This window comes from Streptomyces sp. NPDC005533 (assembly GCF_042871845.1).
Taxonomy (GTDB): Bacteria; Actinomycetota; Actinomycetes; order Streptomycetales; family Streptomycetaceae; genus Streptomyces.
The window spans coordinates 164,627-183,544 of the sequence record NZ_JBIAJH010000005.1 but is presented as its reverse complement, the minus strand read 5'-3'; the positions used below and the strand labels follow the sequence as shown (position 1 = coordinate 183,544).

Here is an 18,918-nt window from a genome sequence, read left to right as displayed (position 1 = left end):
GGAGGGCGGGTGCCGGAGGGGGATGCCGACTCTTCCGCCCTCCGCGACCGGCTGAGGGGGGAGGGGTCAGCCGGAGATCTGCTTGCGGCCGGATCCGGCGCTGATGCTGACCTTGCGGGGCTTGGCGCGCTCGGCGATCGGGATGCGCAGGGTCAGGACACCCGCGTCGTAGTCGGCCTGGATGCGTTCGGTGTCCAGGGTGTCGGCCAGCATGATCTGGCGGGAGAAGACACCCAGGGGCCGCTCGGAGAGTTCCATCTTCACGGAGTCGGCCTTGGCGACCGGGCGGCGCTCCGCCTTCACGGTCAGCATGTTCCGTTCGACGTCGATGTCGATCGCCTCGGTGCTCACGCCGGGCAGGTCGAAGGCGATCACGTACTCGTCGCCCTCGCGGTAGGCGTCCATCGGCATGACCGACGGCTTCGACCAGGTCCCGGACGTACCCGACAGCTGCTGGACGATCCGGTCCATCTCGCGGAACGGGTCGGTGCGCATCAACATCGCGAAACACCTCCAGTTGGTTCAGGCAGAAACTGCCAATGCGCTTCAACGTGCATCCGTTGTAACATGTCATCGAAGCGATGACAAGCAGGTCGTCATCTGGAGGATGACAGAGCACGGAGAGTCCCATGAACGAAGCCGCCACGCCGGCCGGACCGGTCCCCTTCCTCGCCGCCGCCACGGCGCTCGAAGCCATCAACCAGTGCGTGAAGGACGCGCAGCGGTCCGCCGCCTCCACGCCGACCACCGCGGAGCCACCCGCTGCCGACGCGGGCCCGCACCCGGCCCTGGCGGCCCTGCTGATGCTGCGCGAGGTCCGGGAACAGCTCGCCGGCTGGGAGAGCGGGCTGATCGAAACCGCCCGCGGGCAGGGCGCGAGCTGGGCCGACCTCGCCGGCCCCCTCGGGGTCGCCAGCCGCCAGGCAGCCGAACGCCGCTACCTGCGGCTGCGCCCCGGCACCCCCGGCTCCACCGGCGAAGAACGAGTCCAGGCCACCCGCGACACCCGCGCCGCCGACCGCACCGTCACCGCCTGGGCCCGCGACAACGCGGCCGACCTGCGCCGTCTCGCCGGTCAGATCACCGCCCTCACCGACCTGCCCGCCAGCGCCGAGGAAGCGGTCGGCGAGCTGAACCTGGCGCTCGCCGACAACGACGCCGCCCGCCTCGTGCGCCCCCTGACCGCGACCCGGGCCTACCTGCGGCCGGAGACCGGCGACCTCGCCGAACGCATCGACGCCCTCACCCTGCACACCGAACAGCTCCGCCAGGACACCCACGACCAGCGCAGCACCTAGGCGGGCCGACACGCTCCGGTGGGGCACCGCACCAGCCGCGGACTACGTCGTGCGACGGCTCAGAACAGACCCAGCTTCTTCGGCGAGTAGCTGACCAGGAAGTTCTTGGTCGACTGGTAGTGGTCCAGCATCATCTTGTGCGTCTCCCGGCCGATGCCCGACTGCTTCATCCCTCCGAAAGCAGCGTGGGCCGGGTAGGCGTGGTAGCAGTTCGTCCAGACCCGGCCCGCCTGGATCGCGCGGCCGGCGCGGTACGCCGTGTTGATGTCGCGGGTCCAGACGCCCGCCCCCAGGCCGTACGCCGTGTCGTTGGCGATCCGTACGGCGTCGTCGAAGTCCTGGAAGGAGGTCACCGACACCACCGGGCCGAAGATCTCCTCCTGGAAGATCCGCATGCGGTTGTCGCCCTCGAAGATCGTCGGCTGGACGTAGTAGCCGCCGGCCAGGTCGCCGCCGTGGTCGATGCGCGCGCCACCGGTGAGGACCTTCGCGCCTTCCCGCTGCCCGATCTCCACGTACGACAGGACCTTCTTCAGCTGCTCCTCGGAGGCCTGGGCGCCGATCATCGTGTCCGTGTCCAACGGGTGCCCCGGCACGATCAGTTCGGTGCGGGCCACGGCCGCGTCGAGGAAGTCCCCGTACTGGCCCCGCTCGATCAGCGCGCGCGAGGGGCTCGTGCACACCTCGCCCTGGTTGAGCGCGAACATGGCGAAGCCCTCCAGGGCCTTGTCGCGCAGGTCGTCGTCCGTCGACCAGATGTCGTCGAAGAAGAGGTTCGGGCTCTTGCCGCCGAGTTCCAGGGTGACCGGCTTCAGGTGCTCGGCCGCGTACTGCATGATCAGCCGCCCGGTGGCGGTCTCGCCGGTGAAGGCGATCTTCGCCACGCGCGGGCTGGACGCGAGCGGTTTGCCGGCCTCCTCGCCGAAGCCGTTGACGATGTTCACCACGCCCGCCGGCAGCAGGTCGGCCACCAGGCCCAGCCAGTAGTGCACCGACGCCGGGGTCTGCTCGGCGGGCTTCAGCACCACCGTGTTCCCGGCGGCCAGCGCCGGCGCCAGCTTCCACACCGCCATCAGGATCGGGAAGTTCCACGGGATGATCTGGCCGACCACGCCCAGCGGCTCGCGGAAGTGGTAGGCGACCGTGTCCTCGTCGATCTGGCTGAGCGCCCCCTCCTGCGCGCGCAGCGCCCCCGCGAAGTAGCGGAACTGGTCGATCGCGAGGGGGATGTCGGCGGCCAGCGTCTCGCGGATCGGCTTGCCGTTCTCCCAGCTCTCCGCGAGGGCCAGGGACTCCAGGTTCTGCTCCATCCGGTCGGCGATCCGCAGCAGGAGCGTCGACCGCTCGGTGATGGAGGTCCGCCCCCACGCGGGCGCGGCCGCGTGCGCCGCGTCGAGCGCCCGCTCCACGTCCTCGGCGCTGCCGCGCGCGACCTCCGTGAAGGGCTGCCCGTTGACGGGGGAGGGGTTGTCGAAGTACCGGCCGCGGGCGGGCTCGACGTACTCGCCGCCGATGAAGTGGTCGTAGCGGGACGCGTACGACATGAGCGACCCCTCGGTACCGGGCGCAGCGTAGCGGGCCATGGTGTCCTCCCCTTTGCCGGGCGCCGGCCACCGTCGGACGGCGCTCGAACGCAGGCTAGGAGCGGGCGGGTTGCGGATACGTTGCACGCCGTCCACGACGTCGCGCCGCCACCGCCGCACCGTCCCCCCGTTCCCCTCGCACACCGAGCTCGTGGTCCAGAGCGCGTACGCGGGCCAGCGCGGCCGACCTGTCCGCCGCCGGCAGCGCCGCCGCCAGCGCCCGCCACGCCTCCGGGTCGTCCGCGCCCCACGGGCTGCACACCCAGTCGGTCAGCAGCCCGGCATCGGCCCGGGCGATCACGGCCGCCCGCGCCTGGTCCTCGATCCGCCGGCGCAGCCGGACGATGCCGGGCGCCGTGGAGGCCGGCAGCAGCGGCCCCGGGTAGGGGTGGAGCGCCGCCGAGACCGCTCCGGCCGCCAACTGCCGGGTCAGGTCGGTGAAATCGGCGGCCAGCGGACCGGCCGTCCGGTAGGGGCGCGAGAGCGGCGCCGAGGGCCCGAGCAGGGCGCGCAGCCGGGACATCTCGGCCCGCAACGTCACCGGTGACACCGACTCGTCCTCGTACAGGGCGATCGCCAGCTCCTCGCCCGACAAGCCCTCGGGATGGTGCGCGAGGAGGGCCATGATCTCGCTGTGCCGCCGGCCGAGCCGGATCCTGCGCCCACCCGTGACCAGCAGCGCCTCGTCCCGGCCGAGGACCGTCAGACTGTCCCCGGCGGCCGGCGGCCCGGGGCCGAGCAGCGTCAGCTGGGCCTCCGCCGCCCGGGCCACCGCCTGCACGAAGGCGAGGGAGTGGGGGTGGGCGAGGCCGTCGCCGCCGGTGATGTCCACCGCGCCCAGCACCCTGCCCGTCCGCGGATCCCGTACCGGGGCCGCCGCACAGGTCCACGGGTGCACCCGGCGGCTGAAGTGCTCGGCCCCGAAGACCTGCACCGGCTCGCCCACCGCGACTGCCGTCCCCGGCGCGTTGGTGCCCATCGCCCTCTCCGCCCAGCGTGCACCCGGCACGAAACCGAGCTGCTCCGCGCGCCGCAGCGTGTCCGGCTCGCCCTCCACCCACAGCAGGCGGCCGCGCGCGTCGCACACCGCCAGCAGATGCGCTCCGTGCGCCGCGAACGCCCCGACGAGGTCCCGGAACAGCGGCATCGCCCGGGCCAACGGATGTTCCTCGCGGTACGACCGCAGCTCCGCCTCCGCGAGCTCCACCCGGGGTGCGCACTCCGGGCTGAGCCGGGCCCGCGCGCACCGCCGCCAGGACCGCGCGATGACCGCCCGGACCGGCGCCTCGACCCGCCCCTCCCGTGTGAACGCGGCATGGGCCCGCCGCAGTTCGCGCGTACGCGCGGCCGGATCGGCCCCGCCCGGCAACGCCACCGACGGATCGCCCATGTCACCCTCCCGTCGTGCCGCGGAACCCGGAGCGCTCCGGAGCGCTCCATCGTCGTACCGGCTCCGGGCCCCGGCAAGCCGTACGTCGGCCACCGCCTCCGCGCCACACCGGCCGGTCCGCGACGGAACCTCACCCGGCGGCGGGGGCCTCCAGCGCCGAGGCCGGGTCCGGGGCCGACGGGCCCGCCGGGACCCACCGGTCCGCCTCGCGGCGGTACGGCCACCAGCGCCCCTCGCGGCCCAGCCGGAGCTGACGGCCGGTACCCGCCTCCGTCCAGCGGGCGCGGACCCGGCGGAACACCGGAGCCTCCTCGTCCGCCCAGGCCGCGGCCAGGGCCGCCCGGGCGCGGGCCAGCGTCGTCCGGTCCGGCGTCCAGTCCTCCTCCAACGCCGCCAGGCCAGGGGCCGCACCGAAGCCCCAGGCGAGTACGGCCAGTCGCATGTCGGCCCGGCTGCGTCCGGTAGCCGCGGCCAGGCGGGAGCGGACCCGGACGTCATCGGCCTCGCCCGTGAGGCGTACGGCGTCTTCGGCGACCGTGAGCGGTGCCGGCGCGACGCGGTCGGCGTGGCCCGGAGCCAGCGCCTCCGCCAGCAGCCGGTACGCCTCACCCGCGGCCGCCTGCGCCAGGAACTCCACCGCGTCCACGTCGAGTTCCGGTTCGGCTCCGCCCTCGGTGTCCAGGGTCGGCGGCTGCCCCGGCGCGTCCGGCAGCCGGGCCGGCGGGGGGAGCGGCGGCAGCAGCCCCCGCGCCTCGTACGCCTGCGCCGCCGGCACACCCGCGTCGGCGGCCGGCACGGCCGCGGCCTCCGCGCCCGCCGTGCTCCGCTCCGCCAGCTCGTCCACCAGCTCGCGCTCGTCCCGCCCGCGCAGGAGCAGCAGCACGAACGGGTCCTCGTCCAGCAGCCGGGCCACCTGGTAGCAGAGCGCGGCCGTGTGCGGGCAGTGGTCCCACTCGCCGCAGTCGCAGCGCGGATCGAGGTCCCCGATGCCGGGCAGCGGGTCCACCCCGGCGGCCGCCGCGTCCTCGGCCAGCTCCGGCGGCACCTCCCGGTCCAGCAGCGCCGCGATGTACCCCGACTCCGCGACCGCCAGACCCAGCAGCCGGTCCCACTGTCCTTCGGTGAACTCCTGCACCAGCACGTCCGTGCGGTGCGCCGTACCGTCCCGGTCGCGCACCACCGCGGTGAGCCCGCCGGGGCGCACCGAGACCGCGCCCACCGCGCCGGAGCGCGCGTACCGGCGTCCCTCGCGGACCTGCTGCCCGTCGAGCGCGCTGTCCTCCAGGGCGCGCAGCCACGCGTGGCCCCACCAGGTGCGGGCGAAGGCACGGCCGGCGGCGGGCGGGAGCGCCGGGAACGTCTTCTCGTGGCGTCCTTGCCGGTCGCGGGTGTTCATCGCTCACTCCCCGTGGGGCGCGCGGAGCGCCACGAGTTCGGCCAGTTCGGCATCGGTCAGTTCGGTCAGCGCGCCCTCGCCGCCCGCGAGGACGGAGTCGGCGAGCGCGCGTTTGCGCTCCAGGAGCCGGGCGATGCGGTCCTCGACGGTGCCTTCGGCGATGATCCGGTGGACCTGGACGGGCTGGGTCTGGCCGAGGCGGTAGGCGCGGTCGGTGGCCTGTTCCTCCACCGCCGGGTTCCACCAGCGGTCGAAGTGGATGACGTGCCCGGCCCGGGTGAGGTTCAGGCCCGTGCCCGCCGCCTTCAAGGACAGCAGGAAGACGGGGATCTCGCCCGCCTGGAAGCGGTCGACGAGCACCTCCCGGCGTGGCACCGGCGTCCCGCCGTGCAGCAGCTGCGAGGCGATCCCGCGGGTGGCGAGGTGCTTCTCCAGGATCCTGGCCATCGCCACGTACTGGGTGAAGACGAGGACCGAGCCGCCCTCCGCCAGGATCGTGTCGAGGAGTTCGTCGAGGAGCTCCAGCTTGCCGGAGCGGGCGCCCGCGCCGGCGGTTCGCCGGTCCCGGTGCTCCCCGGAACCGTGCTCGCCCAGGAAGTGGGCGGGGTGGTTGCAGATCTGTTTGAGGGAGGTCAGCAGTTTGACCACCAGGCCGCGCCGCTCCATTCCGTCCGCCTCGGAGATCGCGGCGAGGGTCTCGCGTACGACGGCCTCGTAGAGCGCGGTCTGTTCGCGGCTGAGGGACACGCTGTGGTCGGTCTCGGTCTTGGGCGGCAGCTCGGGCGCGATCCCGGGATCCGACTTCTTGCGCCGGAGCAGGAAGGGCCGTACGAGCGCGGACAGTCGGGCGGCCGCCTGCGGGTCACGGCCGCTCTCGACGGGTTCGGCGTAGCGGGAACGGAAGGTGCCGAGGCGGCCGAGGAGCCCGGGCATGGTCCAGTCGAGAACGGCCCACAACTCGGAGAGGTTGTTCTCGACGGGGGTGCCGGTCAGGGCCACCCGGGCGCGCGCCGGGAGGGTGCGCAGGGCCTTGGCCGTGGAGGAGTGCGGGTTCTTGACGTGTTGGGCCTCGTCGGCGACGACCATGCCCCAGGCGGTGGCGGCGAGGACGGGCGCGTCCAGGCGCATCGTGCCGTAGGTGGTGAGCACGAAGCCCCCACCGGAACCGGCGGAGTCGGCGGAGTCGGCGGAACCGGCCGGGTCCGTGAGGCTGCGGCCGGGACCGTGGAAGCGGCGCACCGGGGTGCCGGGCGCGAACCTCTCGATCTCCCGCTGCCAGTTGCCCAGCAGCGAGGCCGGGCACACCACGAGGGTGGGCCCGGCGGTGGCGGGGTCCTCCCGGTTGCGATGCAGGTGGAGCGCGATGAGGGTGACGGTCTTGCCGAGGCCCATGTCGTCGGCGAGGCAGGCGCCGAGCCCGAGTGAGGTCATCCGGGCCAGCCAGCGCAGGCCGCGCAGCTGGTAGTCGCGCAGGGTGGCCCGCAGTTCGGGCGGTGCGGCGAGGTCGTCGTCGGCCGGTGGGTCGGCGGTGAGCCGCGCACGCAGCCGCTCCAGCGCACCGGTGGCCTCCACGTCGACCCGCTTGCCCCCGATCTCCGCCGACCCGGTGAGTACGGCGGCCAGCGCGTCCCCGGCCGCGACGTCGAGGTCCTGGCGGGCGCGGGCCCGGCGGGCCTCGGCCGGGTCGATCAGGACCCACTGGTCGCGCAGCCGGACCAGGGGCCGCTTCGACTCGGCGAGGTGGTCCAGCTCGGCGCGGGTGAGGTCGCCCTGGTCGCCGAGGGCGTGGCGCCAGCTGAAGGAGAGCAGGGAGCCGGGGGAGAGCAGACCGGAGGGGAGGCCGGGCCCCGCGGGGTCGGGGGAACCCGCGTGGTCAGGGGAACCCGCGGGGGCGTAGGAGCCCTCGGGGTCGGGGGAGCCCACGACGGCCCGGGTGCGCAGGTCGCGGGCGAGTCCGCGCGGCCAGTGCACCTGGACCCCCTCGGCGGCCAGCGCGGCGGCGGCCTCGCCGAGCAGCTCCGTGACCTCCTCGTCGGCGAGCTCGACGGCGTCCGGCACGGCCGCGCCGAGCAGCGGGGTCAGCGCGGGCCACAGCCGGGCGGCGCGGCGCAGGGCGCGCAGCGCGTCCAGCCGCGCGCCGGGCGGGAAGGCGGTCGCGGCGGCTCCGGATCCGGCCCACACGTCCGCGGCGTCGGCGACCAGGGCGGAGTCGGCCAGGCCGTGGATCTGGAGGACGGCACGGAAGGAGGGTCCGCCGGTGGCGGGGGCCCGGTCGGCCCCGCCCTGGTCGCGGGCTTCGTCGGGGGTTCGACCGAGGCTCTGGTCGAGCTCGATCCGCAGCGAGATCCGCACTCCGGCGTCATGGCCGGCGGCGACCTCGGCGGCCCAGTCGCGCAGCTCGGGGTGGAGGTGCGGGGGCCGGGCGGCGAAGGCGGGTCCGTCGGCGGCCAGGGCGGCGGCGGGGGAGCGGGGGAGGGTGTCGGCGACGGCGTCGAGGAAGGCACGCAACAGCGGCTCCGGGGTGGGCAGCCGGGGCGGGCCGTCCAGGTCCAGCGGGACGCAGTGGGCGCCGGGCGGCATGGCGGCGGCCAGTTCCCGGACCTCGTCGAGGTCGGCCGCCTCCAACGGGCCGACCCGCCAGGCGTCGTGGCCGGCGGGGCTCAGCCCGGGCAGGAGCCGGCCGCGGGCGGTGAACCGCAGGGCGAGCAGCGCGGCGGCGCCCCAGAACGCCGCGCCGGAGCCGTCGGTGTGGGGGTCCGCCGCCGCCGCGGCGGCCCGGGCGCGGGTGAGCAGGGGCAGGGCTTCGGCCACGGGCAGGACGAGCGCGGTGACGGGGGTCAGGCGCAGGTCGGGCGTGAGGACGGTGAGTTCCTCGACGCTGCCGGCCCCGGCCCCGGCCCCGGAACCGCCCGCGGAACCGCCCGCGGAACCGCCCGCGGAACCGCCCCCGCCGCCGGACGCGGACCCGACGCGGGCGGCGTCGGCGGACTCACCGTCCACCGACCAGAGGGCGATCCGGCCGGTGCGGGCCGGATCGCCGGGGAGGAAGACCGCGGAGTGGTGGAGGGCGGAGTGGTGGAAGAAGCCGGAGATCTCGGAGGGGCGCACGCATTCCTCAAAGTTGACTACTGGGGGCGAGGCGGCCGAGAGTACCCCACCGCGGAGGCCCGGCGGCGGGGGCGGGGCCGTGAACCGGTCGACTCCGAAGACCGCCGGGGTGTCGGGGAACGCGCTGTCGTGGCGGCGCGTTGAGGGGGTAGTGGTCGACGGCAGAAGGAGGTGTCCGCAGATGTCCACGAGCGGAAAGGTCGCGGTTGCCGGAGTCGTGGCAGCCATCGTGTTGTTCTGGACCGTGGGGTTCTGGGCCGGTCTGCTGGTCCTGATCGGAGTGCCGGCCGCGGCCTACCTCCTGCTGGACTCCTCCCAGCGCCGTCGTCTGCGCGGTATGTCCAGGAAGCAGATCGGCCGCTGACGCCGGCACGGACCGCTCGGCTCGGGGCGCGCGGGCCCGCCCGGGCGCCCCGGTAAGAGGCCGGGCTCCGGATGCGCTGCGGAGCCCGGCAGGTGCGGCCGCGGGGCGGGTGTTCGGGTGTGGCCCGCCCGGGCGGCGGGATCAGGCGGCGTCGCTCGCGGTGGCCGGCGCGAGGTCCGCTTCGAGCAGCATCTGCGACGCGTGGTCCACGAGGTGCCGGAGCACCTGCGAGTAGGTCCTGTCGCCGCCCAGTTCGTCCAGGATGCGGTGGGCCTCGGCGCGGAAGCCGTCGATCTCCGCCCGGTAGCGGTCGAGTGCGGCGGGCGTCCGCAGGAGGCTCGCCAGTTCCGCCCTGGCCGGAATCGAGCGTCCGGCGGCGGAGCACAGCCCCAGCATGTGCTCGCGGGTGGCGGGCGAGGCGTCCTCGAGCACGGAGGCGAGCAGGTACGTCACCGTGCCGTTGAGCAGGTCCTCGTCACGACCTGACAGGATGTCCTCCTGGTCGTTGAAAATCTGCCACAGGATTCCGAAGACATAGCCGAATTCACGCCACAGCTCCACCTTCTCCGCGGATGCGCCCGAGAATATCGCGGCCATAGCCGTGATCATTCCGAAAGGTGCGCCGGATTTGCCGCGATACGTCTCGATCACCGATTTGCGCGAGGCGCTGCAGATGTCCCCGCACATGTCGTCGATCTGGCCGTCGACGCCAATGATCCATCCGTTCAGGATCTCCGTTATCAGAGCGCTGCGCGCCTCCTCCGGGAGTTCCTGGGCCAGGACGATCTGAATGGGGAGCGCGTTACCGGTGATGACGGAGGCGAGGAGCGCCTCGTTCTCGGTGAGCTCGCCGCAGATCGACGCGCCGTCCGCGTCGGCCAGGTCGTCGAGGTAGCAGGCGGAGGTCCACCACAGCAGGTGCACGGCGGACAGCGGGACGGCCGGCCCGGGATTTCCCGTCTCGATGCCGTGGGTGAGCAGGGGCAGCACCGAGAGGGGATGTCTCAGTTTCCTTTGCTCCAAGAGCTTGGCCACCGTGTTCCGTGTGGTGCCCGCCAGCGGGCCGAGCCGCTCCAGGGCGGTTTCGATCTCCGCATCGATGTCTTGCGCGACTTCCCGGTGCAGATCCAGGTACGACATGGAATTCAAGAACGGCCTCCGTCGTGGAATGGGCTGAAGGGGTGAGGTGCGCACCCTTTGAGCCGCGTGACTGGCCGATTCGATCATTCCGGAGGGAGGGGATCCAGAGCGATTTTCGGCCTGTCTGGCCGAATCTTTTCGGTCATGGTCCATTACTGCGGTGGCGCCGAGCCGCCCGGCGTCGGCGAACTGCCCGGTAAGGGCCGTGGATCAAGGCCGCCGCCCCCTTTCGTCCGCCGCGGTTCACCCCGTGGCCCGAACTCGTCCATGCACCCCTTCGGGCCGGAGGCCGGTGACGTCCACCCCGTCCGGTCCCACCACGTGGACGCCCGAACGGTGTCAGGACGGTCGGACCGCGACCCGGTCCAGCGCCGTCAGCAGCTCCGGCAGGCCGGGGTCCCCCTCCCGGGGGACCGCGAGCACCTCGCTCGGTTCCTCGTCCAGCAGGACGAAGGCCGCGCCGCCGGTCCGCCCCACCAGCGACCAGCCCGGCCCGTCCGCCCGCAGGGTCCGCTCCCCCTCGCCGGCGAAGGAGGACCGCACCCGGCCCGGCGGCGGCGGGGTCCGCGTGTACTCCAGGGCCTCCTCCAGTGCCCGGGCGAGCCCGGGGTGCGCGGCGGCGGCCGCCCCGCCGTCCGTGGCCTCGCGCTCGCGCCAGTCCGACCACTCCCGCGCGATCTGGTCCGCGCCCATCCGGCGCTGCACCGGCCCCCAGGCCTCGGCGGAGGGCGGCGCCAGCGGCACCCGCCCCGTGCCGTCCGCACCCTGCTCAGGATCGTGCGGCTCGGGGATCCCGGCCGCCGCCACCGACAGCTCCAGCGGCCAGCCCGCCAGCGAGACCACGATCGACCGCTCGTCGGGGGACAGGTCGTACTCCATCCCGCAGTCCCAGGAGGCGATGGCCGTGGCCACGAGCGAGACGTCGTCCACGACGACCGTCCAGCGCGCGCCCTCCTCGTCCTGGCCGAGCACCAGCCCGTACCCGTCCCCGCCCGGGGGCACGCCCAGCAGGGAGCAGGCCTCGGGGAAGTCGTCGCCCAGGATGCTGGGGAACTGCGCGGGCGTCAGCAGTACGGCGGTCAGCACGTACAGGGAGCCGCCACCCTCGTCGTCGGACACCTGGCCTCCTGGTAGCTCTTTCGTCGGCGCACCTTAACCAGCGGGTAACCCGTGCGTCGAGAGCTGGCGGGCGTCGATTTCCAAGGCTGCTACCTGCACGTAGAGTTGGGAACCCGCCACAGAAAGGGACACCCGGTGCAGCGTTACGACCGGCTGAGGGAAATCCTCCGTCTCGACCCCGACAAGGACTTCCTCGCCATCTACCGGCTCACCGCCACCTACGAGTTCCCCTGGGACTTCACCCGGGCCCTGGAACTCGCCCTCTTCCGGACATATGCCGTGCCCAGCATCGGCGGTCTGCTGGCCGAGACCGCAGAGTTCACCGACCGGACCCAGAAGCGGTACGACGACACGGCGCTGCTCCTCGACGCGGTCGTCGAGCACGGCTTCGAGAGCGACACCGCGCGCACCGCGATCCGCCGCGTCAACCAGATGCACCGCAGCTACGACATCTCCAACGAGGACATGCGCTACGTCCTGTCCACCTTCGTGGTGATCCCGGCGCGCTGGCTCGACGCCTACGGCTGGCGCCCCCTCACCCACCACGAGCGCCGGGCCTGCGCGAACTACTACGCCACCCTCGGCCGCCACCTGGGCATCACGGACATCCCGGACTCCTACGAGGAGTTCGAGGACGCCCTGAACACCTACGAAGAGGCCCACTTCGGCTGGGACGAGGGGGCCCGCAAGGTCGCCGACTCCACGCTGGACCTGATGGCCTCGTGGTACCCGGCCCCGCTCGCCCCCGCCGTCCGCCGCGCGAGCCTCGCCCTCCTCGACGAGCCGCTGCTGGGCGCCTTCCGGTACGAGGCGCCGCGCCCCCGGGTCCGGCGGCTGGTCCGCGGCGCCCTGCGGCTGCGCGGGCGCGCGGTGCGGCTGCTGCCGCCGCGCCGGGAGCCGCACTACGCCCGCCAGAACCCGGAGATCAAGGGCTACCCCGACGGCTACGACGTCGGTGAGCTCGGGACGTTCCCGGTGCCGGGCTCGGGCGGCTGCCCCGTTCCGCATCCCCGCCGGCCCGCCGGAGCGGAGGCACAGCCTCCGACCTGATCCCGGGGGCGTCCGCAGGTCCCGGGCGCGGAGGCGACGTACGCACGCCTGTCACGGGTGGCGCACGGCCAGCACCAGGAAGCGGTCGTCCTCGTCGGCGTACGAGGTCATCTCCCAGCCCGAACCCGCCAGCAACGGGCCCAGGTTGTGCTCGGCCCGCATGTCCTGCGGGGTCAGCTCGCGACCGTGGCGCGCGGCGAGGGCGGCTCGCCCGATCGGGTGAAAGAGGGCGAGCCGGCCGCCGGGGCGGACCACCCGGGCGAGCTCGCGCAGGTTCGCCCCGGGGTCGGGCAGGTGGGCGATGAGCCCGGCGGCGAACACCGCGTCCAGGACCCCGTCCCGCAGCGGCAGCCGGGCCACGTCGGCGAGCAGCAGGACACCCTCGGCGCCCCGCCCGGCCCGCTGCGCGGCGGCCAGCATCTGCGGGGTGAGGTCGGCGCCGAGGACCGTTCCGGCCGGTCCCACGGCGGCCCGCAGCGCGGTCAGGGCCCGGCCGGTGCCACAGCCCGCGTCGAGCACGCGGTCCCCGGGCCGCAGCCCGAACTCGGCCACGGCGGTGGTGAACGCGGGCCCGTCGCCGGGGAACTTGCGGTCCCAGTCGGCGGCGCGCGCCCCGAAGAACTCCTGCACGTGCGTGTGGTCTTCGCTCATGCGCCCATGATCCCGCACCGGCGTGCGCCCGCGTGCCTGCGGACCGTGCGCAAGGTGGCACGTGGTGTGATCGAAGATGAACGTAGCTCTGTCATATTCCAGCAGTTACAGCGTCTTTCGAAATGCGCCCCCTGTTCGCGCTCTCACCCGGACTAGCGTCCGGTGGCCATGGGACACCTGGGACATCTGGACCACGCCGCCTACGGGTGGCTCACACCCGTGCTGTCATACGTGATGGCATCGATCGGCGCCGCCCTCGGGCTGCGCTGCACCGTCCGCGCGCTCGCCGCCACGGGCGCCTCCCGCCGCAACTGGCTCCTCACCGCGGCCTCCGCCATCGGCACCGGCATCTGGACCATGCACTTCGTCGCGATGCTCGGCTTCGAGGTCAACGGCACCGAGATCCACTACAACGTGCCGCTCACCATCCTCAGCCTGCTCGTCGCCGTGCTGGTCGTCGGCGCCGGGGTCTTCGCCGTCGGCTACGGCAAGGCCCGCGGCCGTTCGCTCGTCCTGGGCGGCCTCACCACCGGCCTGGGCGTCGCCAGCATGCACTACCTGGGCATGGCGGCCCTGCGGCTGCACGGCGAGGTCTCCTACGATCCGCTCACCGTGGCCCTCTCCGTGGCCATCGCCGTGATCGCGGCCACCGCCGCCCTGTGGGCCGCGCTCAACATCAAGTCACCGGTGGCCGTCGCCGTCGCCTCGCTCGTCATGGGCGCCGCGGTCAGCAGCATGCACTACACCGGGATGATGGCCGTCGCGGTCGGCGTCAGCCCCTCGGACGCGGCCCTGCCCGGCGCCACGGCCATGCAGTTCATCTTCCCGCTCGCCGTCGGCCTGGGCTCCTACCTCTTCATCACCGCCGCCTTCGTCGCCCTCTCCCCGACGGCCGACGAACGGGCCGCGTCCGCTTCGGCCGCCCGGCATCTCGGGGAGCACGCCGTGACCACCCACTGAACGGGCCGGGCTTCCCGCTCTCCTGCCCCCGCGCACGCCCGCGGGCACCGGCCCGCAGGCCCCGCCGCCGCTTCACCCGCACCGAACCACCGTCGCCGCACCCGTAGGCACCGCCCGGAACGAGGAGCCCATGCGAACACCCCGCAGAAAACCGGAAGCAGCGGCGCCGCGGCTGCCCGCGCCCCCGGCACGCGGCCGCCGGGCCCACGCCGGACCGCCGGCCGAGGAAACGCCGGAGCACCGGAACCACCAGCCCCTCCCGGGTGCCCAGGCCGCCCCTCGCGCCGGTGGGTTCCGCCCACGGCTGCGCCCCGCCACCGTCCGCGCGAAGATCGTCTCCCTGCTGATGGTCCCGGTCGTCTCGCTCCTCGCCCTCTGGGGCTTCGCCACCGTCACCACCGCCCAGGGCATCGCCCGCCTCAGCCGCATCCACCAGGCCGACGCGGAGATACGCACGCCCGTCGCCGCCGCCGTCACCGAACTCCAGGCCGAGCGGCGGGCCGCCGTCCGCCTCCTCGCCGACCCCGCCGCCGACCCGGGCACCCTCGACCAGCAGGCCGGCCGTACCGACAGCGCCGTCCGAAGGCTGCGGCTCGGCGACCGCCACACGGTCGCCGACTCCGGCGACTACCGCTCCGACATCGTGGTCCGCCTGGGCGAGTTCGTGGTCGCCGCCGAGGCCCTGGGATCGGCCCGCAAGGACATCACCGACCGCCGAGCCACCCCCGAGGCGGCGTACGAGATCTACACCCGCGTGGTCGACTCCGCCTTCGCCGTGGGCGGCGCACTCACCGGCGGCCAGGACGCCGAACTCGGCCCGGACGCCCGGGTCCTGCTCGAATTCGCCCGCGCCGGAGAACTCCTGTCGCGGGAGGACGCCCTGCTCGCCGTACCGGGCCCGCGCAGCGCCGAAACGCTTCGGCTGCTGACCGGCGCCATCGAGACCCGCCGAGCCCTCACCGACTCCGCGGCCCGCGACCTCCCCGCCGCCCAGCAGGCCGCATGGGAGTCCGTGGCCAAGAGCGCCGCCTACGCCGACCTCACCGGCGCCGAGGACCGCGCCCTGGCCGCCGGCACCTCCAAGGACAGCCGGGGGGCGCCCGCCGGCTGGGAGGCCGCCCACACCGGCATCGGCGCCTCGATGCGGGAGATCGAGGAGACCGCGCACGCCGCGGCCGCCGACCGCGCCGACCCGCTCGCCGAAGGCGGACTCAGCCCGGCCGGCGCCGCCGTACTGCTGGGCCTCGCGGCCGTCGCCGCCTCGCTCGTCATCTCCGTGCGGATCGGCCGCGCACTGGTCGTGGAACTCGTCTCCCTGCGCAACACCGCCCTGGAGATCGCCCACCGCAAACTCCCGCAGGCGATGGAACGGCTGCGCGCCGGCGAGGAGATCGACGTCACCGCCGAGACCCCGCCCGGGCCGCCCGCCGACGACGAGATCACCCAGGTCGGCGAGGCGCTCGGCACCGTCCACCGGGCCGCGCTCAGCGCCGCCGTCGAGCGGGCGGAGCTGGCCAGCGGGGTCTCCGGCGTCTTCGTCAACCTCGCCCGCCGCAGCCAGGTCCTCGTGCACAAGCAGCTCACCCTGCTCGACTCGATGGAACGCCGCGCCGACGACCCGAACGAGCTCGGCGACCTCTTCCGCCTCGACCACCTCACCACCCGGATGCGCCGGCACGCGGAAAGTCTGATCATCCTGTCGGGTGCGGCGCCGGGCCGCGCCTGGCGGATGCCCGTCCCCCTCACGAACGTCGTACGGGCCGCGGTCTCCGAGATCGAGGAGTACCCGCGCATCGAGGTCCGCCAGCTCGCCGAGGCCGCCGTGGTCGGGGGCGCCGTCGCCGACCTCACCCACCTGCTCGCCGAACTCATCGAGAACGCCGCGCAGTTCTCCCCTCCGCACACCAAGGTCAGGGTCAGCGGCGAACCCGTCGGCGCCGGCTACGTCCTGGAGGTCGAGGACCGCGGGCTCGGCATGGGCCGCGAATCCCTCGCCGACGCCAACCGGCGCATCGAGCAGTCCGAGGCGCTCGACCTCTTCGACAGCGACCGGCTCGGGCTCTTCGTGGTCAGCCGCCTCGCCGCCCGCCACGGAGTGAAGGTGCACCTGCGGACGTCGCCCTACGGCGGCACCACCGCGGTGGTGCTGCTGCCGAACTCGGTGCTCCAGGGCGCCCTCACGGTCGGCGCCCCCGGCTCCGTACCCGCCCCCGCCGCCTCCGCTCCCCGCCCCGGTCACGAGCGGTCGGCCGGGGCAGCGCCGCATGCGGAGGCGCCGGCGCATGCGGAGGCGCCGCCCGCCATGACCGTCGTACGGCAGGACGCGCGCGGCTCGGCGGTACGGCAGGACCCGCGCGGCATCCCGGCTCCGGAGCGGACCCCCGCACCCGAGGAGCCGCGCCCGGCTCCGGTGGCACCGCTGCGGCCGCGCGCTGCGGGCGGCGGGGCAGCACGTACCCACGCCGGGCCGCCCCCCTCCGCCGCTTCCGCCGGCGCGGCCGCGGCCCGCTCGGGCCCGGCGGGCCCGTCCGCCCGGTCGGCCCCTTCGGCCTCGGTGACGGAGCTGCCGCGGCGGGTCCGCCAGGCCAGCCTCGTCCCGCAACTCCGTGAAGCCCCCGCCCCGAAGGCCCCGGCCGGGGTCCGCCTCCCCGAGGACCCGCCGGGCCGCAGCCCGGAACAGGCCCGGGACCGGATGGCGGCCTACCGGGCCGGCTGGGTCCGCGGCGCCCAGGACAACTCCCCCCACGCAGGCAGCGAAGGAGAACGGTGATGATCGAACACCAGCGGATCGACCTCGACGGCGTACGCAGGTCCGGTGAACTGGACTGGCTGCTGGACGAGATGGTGCGTCGGGTCCGAGAGGTCCGGCACGCCGTGGTCCTCTCCAACGACGGGCTGGCGGTCGGCGCCTCCAGCGCGCTCAGCCGGGAGGACGCCGAGCACCTGGCCGCGGTGGCCTCCGGCTTCCACAGCCTGGCCAAGGGCGCGGGCCGGCACTTCCACGCCGGGGGCGTGCGCCAGACGATGGTCGAGATGGACGAGGGCTTCCTCTTCGTCGCGGCCGCCGGAGACGGCTCCTGCCTCGCCGTGCTCAGCGCGGCCAGTGCCGACATCGGCCTCATCGCCTACGAGATGGCCCGGCTGGTGAAGCGGGTCGGGGAGCACCTCTACACGCCTCCCCGGTTCGCGGCGCGGCCGCCGGCCGCCGGCTGAGGGCGGCGGTCCGGGGCATGAACGGCCAGTGGTACGACGCCGACGCGGGCCCGCTCGTCCGCCCGTACGCCATGACGGGCGGGCGTACGAAACCGGGACCCCACGGGGTGCGCTTCGACCTGATCGCCCTGGTCGTGGTGGACCCGGAGGGCACGGACGAGGCGGCCGAGTCGTTGCTCGGCCCCGAACACCGGGCGTTGCTCGGACTCTGCCGGTCCGAGACCCAGTCGGTGGCGGAGCTCGCCGCTGACGCCGACCTGCCCGTGGGGGTGGTGCGGGTCCTCCTCGGGGACCTGCTGGAGGGCGGGCACGTCAAGGTGAGCCGGCCGGTGCCGCCCGCGCAGCTGCCGGACGAGCGGATTCTGCGTGAAGTCATCGAGGGATTGCGAGCGCTTTGATGGGACAGCATGACAACGGACCTGCCGCACCGGGCCCGGACATCGATGTCGACATCGATGTCGACGTGGACCTGGATCCCGACCCCGGGGAGGACCCCGAACTGGCCTCGCTCGCGCTGAAGATCCTCGTGGCGGGCGGCTTCGGCGTCGGCAAGACCACGCTGGTGGGTGCGGTGAGCGAGATCCGGCCGCTGCGGACGGAGGAGCTGCTGAGCGAGGCCGGCGAACTGGTCGACGACACGGGCGGCGTGGCCCAGAAGACGACGACGACCGTGGCCATGGACTTCGGGCGGATCACCATCCGGTCCGGGCTGTCGCTGTACCTCTTCGGCACCCCGGGACAGGACCGGTTCTGGTTCCTGTGGGACGAGCTGTCGCAGGGTGCGCTCGGCGCGGTGGTGCTCGCCGACACGCGGCGGCTGGAGGACTGCTTCCCGGCGGTGGACTACTTCGAGCACCGGCGCATCCCCTTCGTGGTGGCCGTCAACTGCTTCACGGACGCGCGGCGGTACGGGGCGCACGACGTGTCGCGGGCGCTGGACCTGGACCAGGGGACGCCGGTGGTGCTCTGTGACGCGCGGGACAAGGACTCGGGGAAGGAAGTGCTGATCCGGCTGGTCGAGTACGCCGGGCGGGTGCACACCGCCCGGCTGCTCGACTCGGTGGAGCCGCAGGCCGATTCCGTGTGAACGGGCCCGCGGCTCCACCGACCGGTCACTCCCGGTCAGTCCGCGATGTCGGCGAGCGCGATCACCTTGTCGATCGGCACCCGGACGAGGAGCTCGCCCGGGACCGCGTTGCGGCGGCCGAAGGACTCGGCGCGCTCCGCGCCCATGTAGCGGGCGCCGATGCGGGTCGCCCAGGTGAGCAACGCGTCGGCGTCGTCGGCGTATCCGCTGATCGAGGCGCGGCCCTGGAGCACGACGTACGAGAAGGGCGGCTGGTCGTCGTCCACGCAGAGCGCGACCCGTCCGTCACGGGCCAGGTTGCGGCCCTTGACGGTGTCCTTGCCGGTGTTGAACACGAAGGAATCCCCGTCGAGTACGAACCAGATGGGAGCGATGTGCGGGCTCCCGTCCTCGCGGACGGTGGACAGCTTTCCGGTGCGGGTGGAGTGCGAGACGAATGCCCGCCATTCCTCTTGAGTCATCTTCTTCGCCATGGGGACATCCTCCTTGCCCGAAAGGCACTGGTGGGGAAGGCTTGCGGCACGAGTACGAGGGGTGGGGCGCGGTCGGGTCGGCCACG

The 18,918-nt window shown here is 74.0% G+C and carries 17 protein-coding genes; 8 read left to right on the top strand and 9 right to left on the bottom strand.

Annotated features, from left to right (window positions below):
• Positions 1 to 66 precede the first annotated feature (66 nt).
• Complete coding sequence (locus ACFYP3_RS07270) at positions 67 to 501, bottom strand: Hsp20/alpha crystallin family protein (RefSeq protein WP_388828117.1); 435 nt, start codon at positions 499 to 501, stop codon at positions 67 to 69.
• Between the two features lie 128 nt (positions 502 to 629).
• On the opposite strand from ACFYP3_RS07270, the gene ACFYP3_RS07265 reads away from it, so the two are divergent.
• Entirely contained in the window at positions 630 to 1,298 is a 669-nt protein-coding gene (locus ACFYP3_RS07265; protein WP_388828114.1) for an HSP18 transcriptional regulator, read from the top strand.
• 59 nt (positions 1,299 to 1,357) lie between these two features.
• Here ACFYP3_RS07265 and ACFYP3_RS07260 read toward each other — a convergent pair whose 3' ends face one another.
• The 4 genes from ACFYP3_RS07260 to ACFYP3_RS07245 form a co-directional block, all read right to left on the bottom strand.
• Positions 1,358 to 2,881, bottom strand: a complete 1,524-nt coding sequence (locus ACFYP3_RS07260; RefSeq protein ID WP_388828111.1) for an aldehyde dehydrogenase family protein — start codon at positions 2,879 to 2,881, stop codon at positions 1,358 to 1,360.
• Between the two features lie 55 nt (positions 2,882 to 2,936).
• Positions 2,937 to 4,271 carry a GAF domain-containing protein gene (locus tag ACFYP3_RS07255; protein ID WP_388828108.1) on the bottom strand — a complete coding sequence of 445 codons (1,335 nt, stop codon included), beginning with the start codon at positions 4,269 to 4,271 and terminating at the stop codon, positions 2,937 to 2,939.
• Between the two features lie 130 nt (positions 4,272 to 4,401).
• Positions 4,402 to 5,667, bottom strand: coding sequence for an SWF or SNF family helicase (locus ACFYP3_RS07250; protein ID WP_388828105.1), 1,266 nt, complete (start codon positions 5,665 to 5,667; stop codon positions 4,402 to 4,404).
• Between the two features lie 3 nt (positions 5,668 to 5,670).
• Positions 5,671 to 8,775 (bottom strand): DEAD/DEAH box helicase, encoded by a 3,105-nt coding sequence (locus ACFYP3_RS07245; protein ID WP_388828102.1) that lies wholly within the window; start codon positions 8,773 to 8,775, stop codon positions 5,671 to 5,673.
• A 181-nt stretch (positions 8,776 to 8,956) separates the two neighbouring features.
• On the opposite strand from ACFYP3_RS07245, the gene ACFYP3_RS07240 reads away from it, so the two are divergent.
• Positions 8,957 to 9,139: a hypothetical protein gene (locus tag ACFYP3_RS07240; RefSeq protein WP_365481252.1), complete on the top strand. Its 183-nt coding sequence runs from the start codon at positions 8,957 to 8,959 to the stop codon at positions 9,137 to 9,139.
• A 141-nt stretch (positions 9,140 to 9,280) separates the two neighbouring features.
• On the opposite strand, the gene ACFYP3_RS07235 is transcribed toward ACFYP3_RS07240, so the two are convergent.
• The gene (locus ACFYP3_RS07235; RefSeq protein ID WP_388828098.1) at positions 9,281 to 10,366 is read right to left on the bottom strand and encodes a polyprenyl synthetase family protein; all 1,086 of its coding nucleotides are present in this window, start codon (positions 10,364 to 10,366) and stop codon (positions 9,281 to 9,283) included.
• A 252-nt stretch (positions 10,367 to 10,618) separates the two neighbouring features.
• Positions 10,619 to 11,398: a hypothetical protein gene (locus tag ACFYP3_RS07230; protein WP_388828095.1), complete on the bottom strand. Its 780-nt coding sequence runs from the start codon at positions 11,396 to 11,398 to the stop codon at positions 10,619 to 10,621.
• A 135-nt stretch (positions 11,399 to 11,533) separates the two neighbouring features.
• Between ACFYP3_RS07230 and ACFYP3_RS07225 the strand changes: the two genes are divergently transcribed.
• Positions 11,534 to 12,448: an oxygenase MpaB family protein gene (locus ACFYP3_RS07225; RefSeq protein WP_388828093.1), complete on the top strand. Its 915-nt coding sequence runs from the start codon at positions 11,534 to 11,536 to the stop codon at positions 12,446 to 12,448.
• Between the two features lie 51 nt (positions 12,449 to 12,499).
• On the opposite strand, the gene ACFYP3_RS07220 is transcribed toward ACFYP3_RS07225, so the two are convergent.
• A complete protein-coding gene (locus tag ACFYP3_RS07220) occupies positions 12,500 to 13,099 on the bottom strand; it encodes a class I SAM-dependent methyltransferase (protein WP_388828090.1) in 600 nt (199 codons plus the stop codon).
• A gap of 177 nt (positions 13,100 to 13,276) precedes the next feature.
• On the opposite strand from ACFYP3_RS07220, the gene ACFYP3_RS07215 reads away from it, so the two are divergent.
• The 5 genes from ACFYP3_RS07215 to ACFYP3_RS07195 all read left to right on the top strand — a co-directional run bounded on the left by ACFYP3_RS07215 (position 13,277) and on the right by ACFYP3_RS07195 (position 18,359).
• The gene (locus ACFYP3_RS07215) at positions 13,277 to 14,059 is read left to right on the top strand and encodes an MHYT domain-containing protein (protein ID WP_388828358.1); all 783 of its coding nucleotides are present in this window, start codon (positions 13,277 to 13,279) and stop codon (positions 14,057 to 14,059) included.
• Between the two features lie 130 nt (positions 14,060 to 14,189).
• Entirely contained in the window at positions 14,190 to 16,829 is a 2,640-nt protein-coding gene (locus ACFYP3_RS07210; RefSeq protein ID WP_388828087.1) for a nitrate- and nitrite sensing domain-containing protein, read from the top strand.
• The gene (locus tag ACFYP3_RS07205; RefSeq protein WP_388828084.1) at positions 16,829 to 17,272 is read left to right on the top strand and encodes a roadblock/LC7 domain-containing protein; all 444 of its coding nucleotides are present in this window, start codon (positions 16,829 to 16,831) and stop codon (positions 17,270 to 17,272) included. Before ACFYP3_RS07210 ends, ACFYP3_RS07205 begins: the two co-directional genes overlap by 1 nt.
• Positions 17,273 to 17,289: 17 nt before the next feature.
• Complete coding sequence (locus tag ACFYP3_RS07200) at positions 17,290 to 17,670, top strand: DUF742 domain-containing protein (RefSeq protein ID WP_030709100.1); 381 nt, start codon at positions 17,290 to 17,292, stop codon at positions 17,668 to 17,670.
• Positions 17,670 to 18,359 (top strand): ATP/GTP-binding protein, encoded by a 690-nt coding sequence (locus tag ACFYP3_RS07195; RefSeq protein WP_388828081.1) that lies wholly within the window; start codon positions 17,670 to 17,672, stop codon positions 18,357 to 18,359. Before ACFYP3_RS07200 ends, ACFYP3_RS07195 begins: the two co-directional genes overlap by 1 nt.
• 35 nt (positions 18,360 to 18,394) lie before the next feature.
• Here the strand turns inward: ACFYP3_RS07195 and ACFYP3_RS07190 are convergent, their stop codons facing one another.
• Complete coding sequence (locus tag ACFYP3_RS07190) at positions 18,395 to 18,832, bottom strand: PPOX class F420-dependent oxidoreductase (protein WP_388828078.1); 438 nt, start codon at positions 18,830 to 18,832, stop codon at positions 18,395 to 18,397.
• Positions 18,833 to 18,918: the final 86 nt, after the last annotated feature.

What these genes read in the sequence shown, in the direction of transcription:
- ACFYP3_RS07210 (WP_388828087.1), top strand. Translation starts at nt 14,190, where the DNA reads ATGCGAACACCCCGCAGAAAACCGGAAGCAGCGGCGCCGCGGCTGCCC.
- ACFYP3_RS07255 (WP_388828108.1), bottom strand. Translation starts at nt 4,271, where the DNA reads ATGGGCGATCCGTCGGTGGCGTTGCCGGGCGGGGCCGATCCGGCCGCG.
- ACFYP3_RS07235 (WP_388828098.1), bottom strand. Translation starts at nt 10,366, where the DNA reads ATGATCGAATCGGCCAGTCACGCGGCTCAAAGGGTGCGCACCTCACCC.
- ACFYP3_RS07250 (WP_388828105.1), bottom strand. Translation starts at nt 5,667, where the DNA reads ATGAACACCCGCGACCGGCAAGGACGCCACGAGAAGACGTTCCCGGCG.
- ACFYP3_RS07240 (WP_365481252.1), top strand. Translation starts at nt 8,957, where the DNA reads ATGTCCACGAGCGGAAAGGTCGCGGTTGCCGGAGTCGTGGCAGCCATC.
- ACFYP3_RS07200 (WP_030709100.1), top strand. Translation starts at nt 17,290, where the DNA reads ATGAACGGCCAGTGGTACGACGCCGACGCGGGCCCGCTCGTCCGCCCG.
- ACFYP3_RS07265 (WP_388828114.1), top strand. Translation starts at nt 630, where the DNA reads ATGAACGAAGCCGCCACGCCGGCCGGACCGGTCCCCTTCCTCGCCGCC.
- ACFYP3_RS07195 (WP_388828081.1), top strand. Translation starts at nt 17,670, where the DNA reads ATGGGACAGCATGACAACGGACCTGCCGCACCGGGCCCGGACATCGAT.
- ACFYP3_RS07260 (WP_388828111.1), bottom strand. Translation starts at nt 2,881, where the DNA reads ATGGCCCGCTACGCTGCGCCCGGTACCGAGGGGTCGCTCATGTCGTAC.
- ACFYP3_RS07220 (WP_388828090.1), bottom strand. Translation starts at nt 13,099, where the DNA reads ATGAGCGAAGACCACACGCACGTGCAGGAGTTCTTCGGGGCGCGCGCC.
- ACFYP3_RS07190 (WP_388828078.1), bottom strand. Translation starts at nt 18,832, where the DNA reads ATGGCGAAGAAGATGACTCAAGAGGAATGGCGGGCATTCGTCTCGCAC.
- ACFYP3_RS07205 (WP_388828084.1), top strand. Translation starts at nt 16,829, where the DNA reads ATGATCGAACACCAGCGGATCGACCTCGACGGCGTACGCAGGTCCGGT.
- ACFYP3_RS07270 (WP_388828117.1), bottom strand. Translation starts at nt 501, where the DNA reads ATGTTGATGCGCACCGACCCGTTCCGCGAGATGGACCGGATCGTCCAG.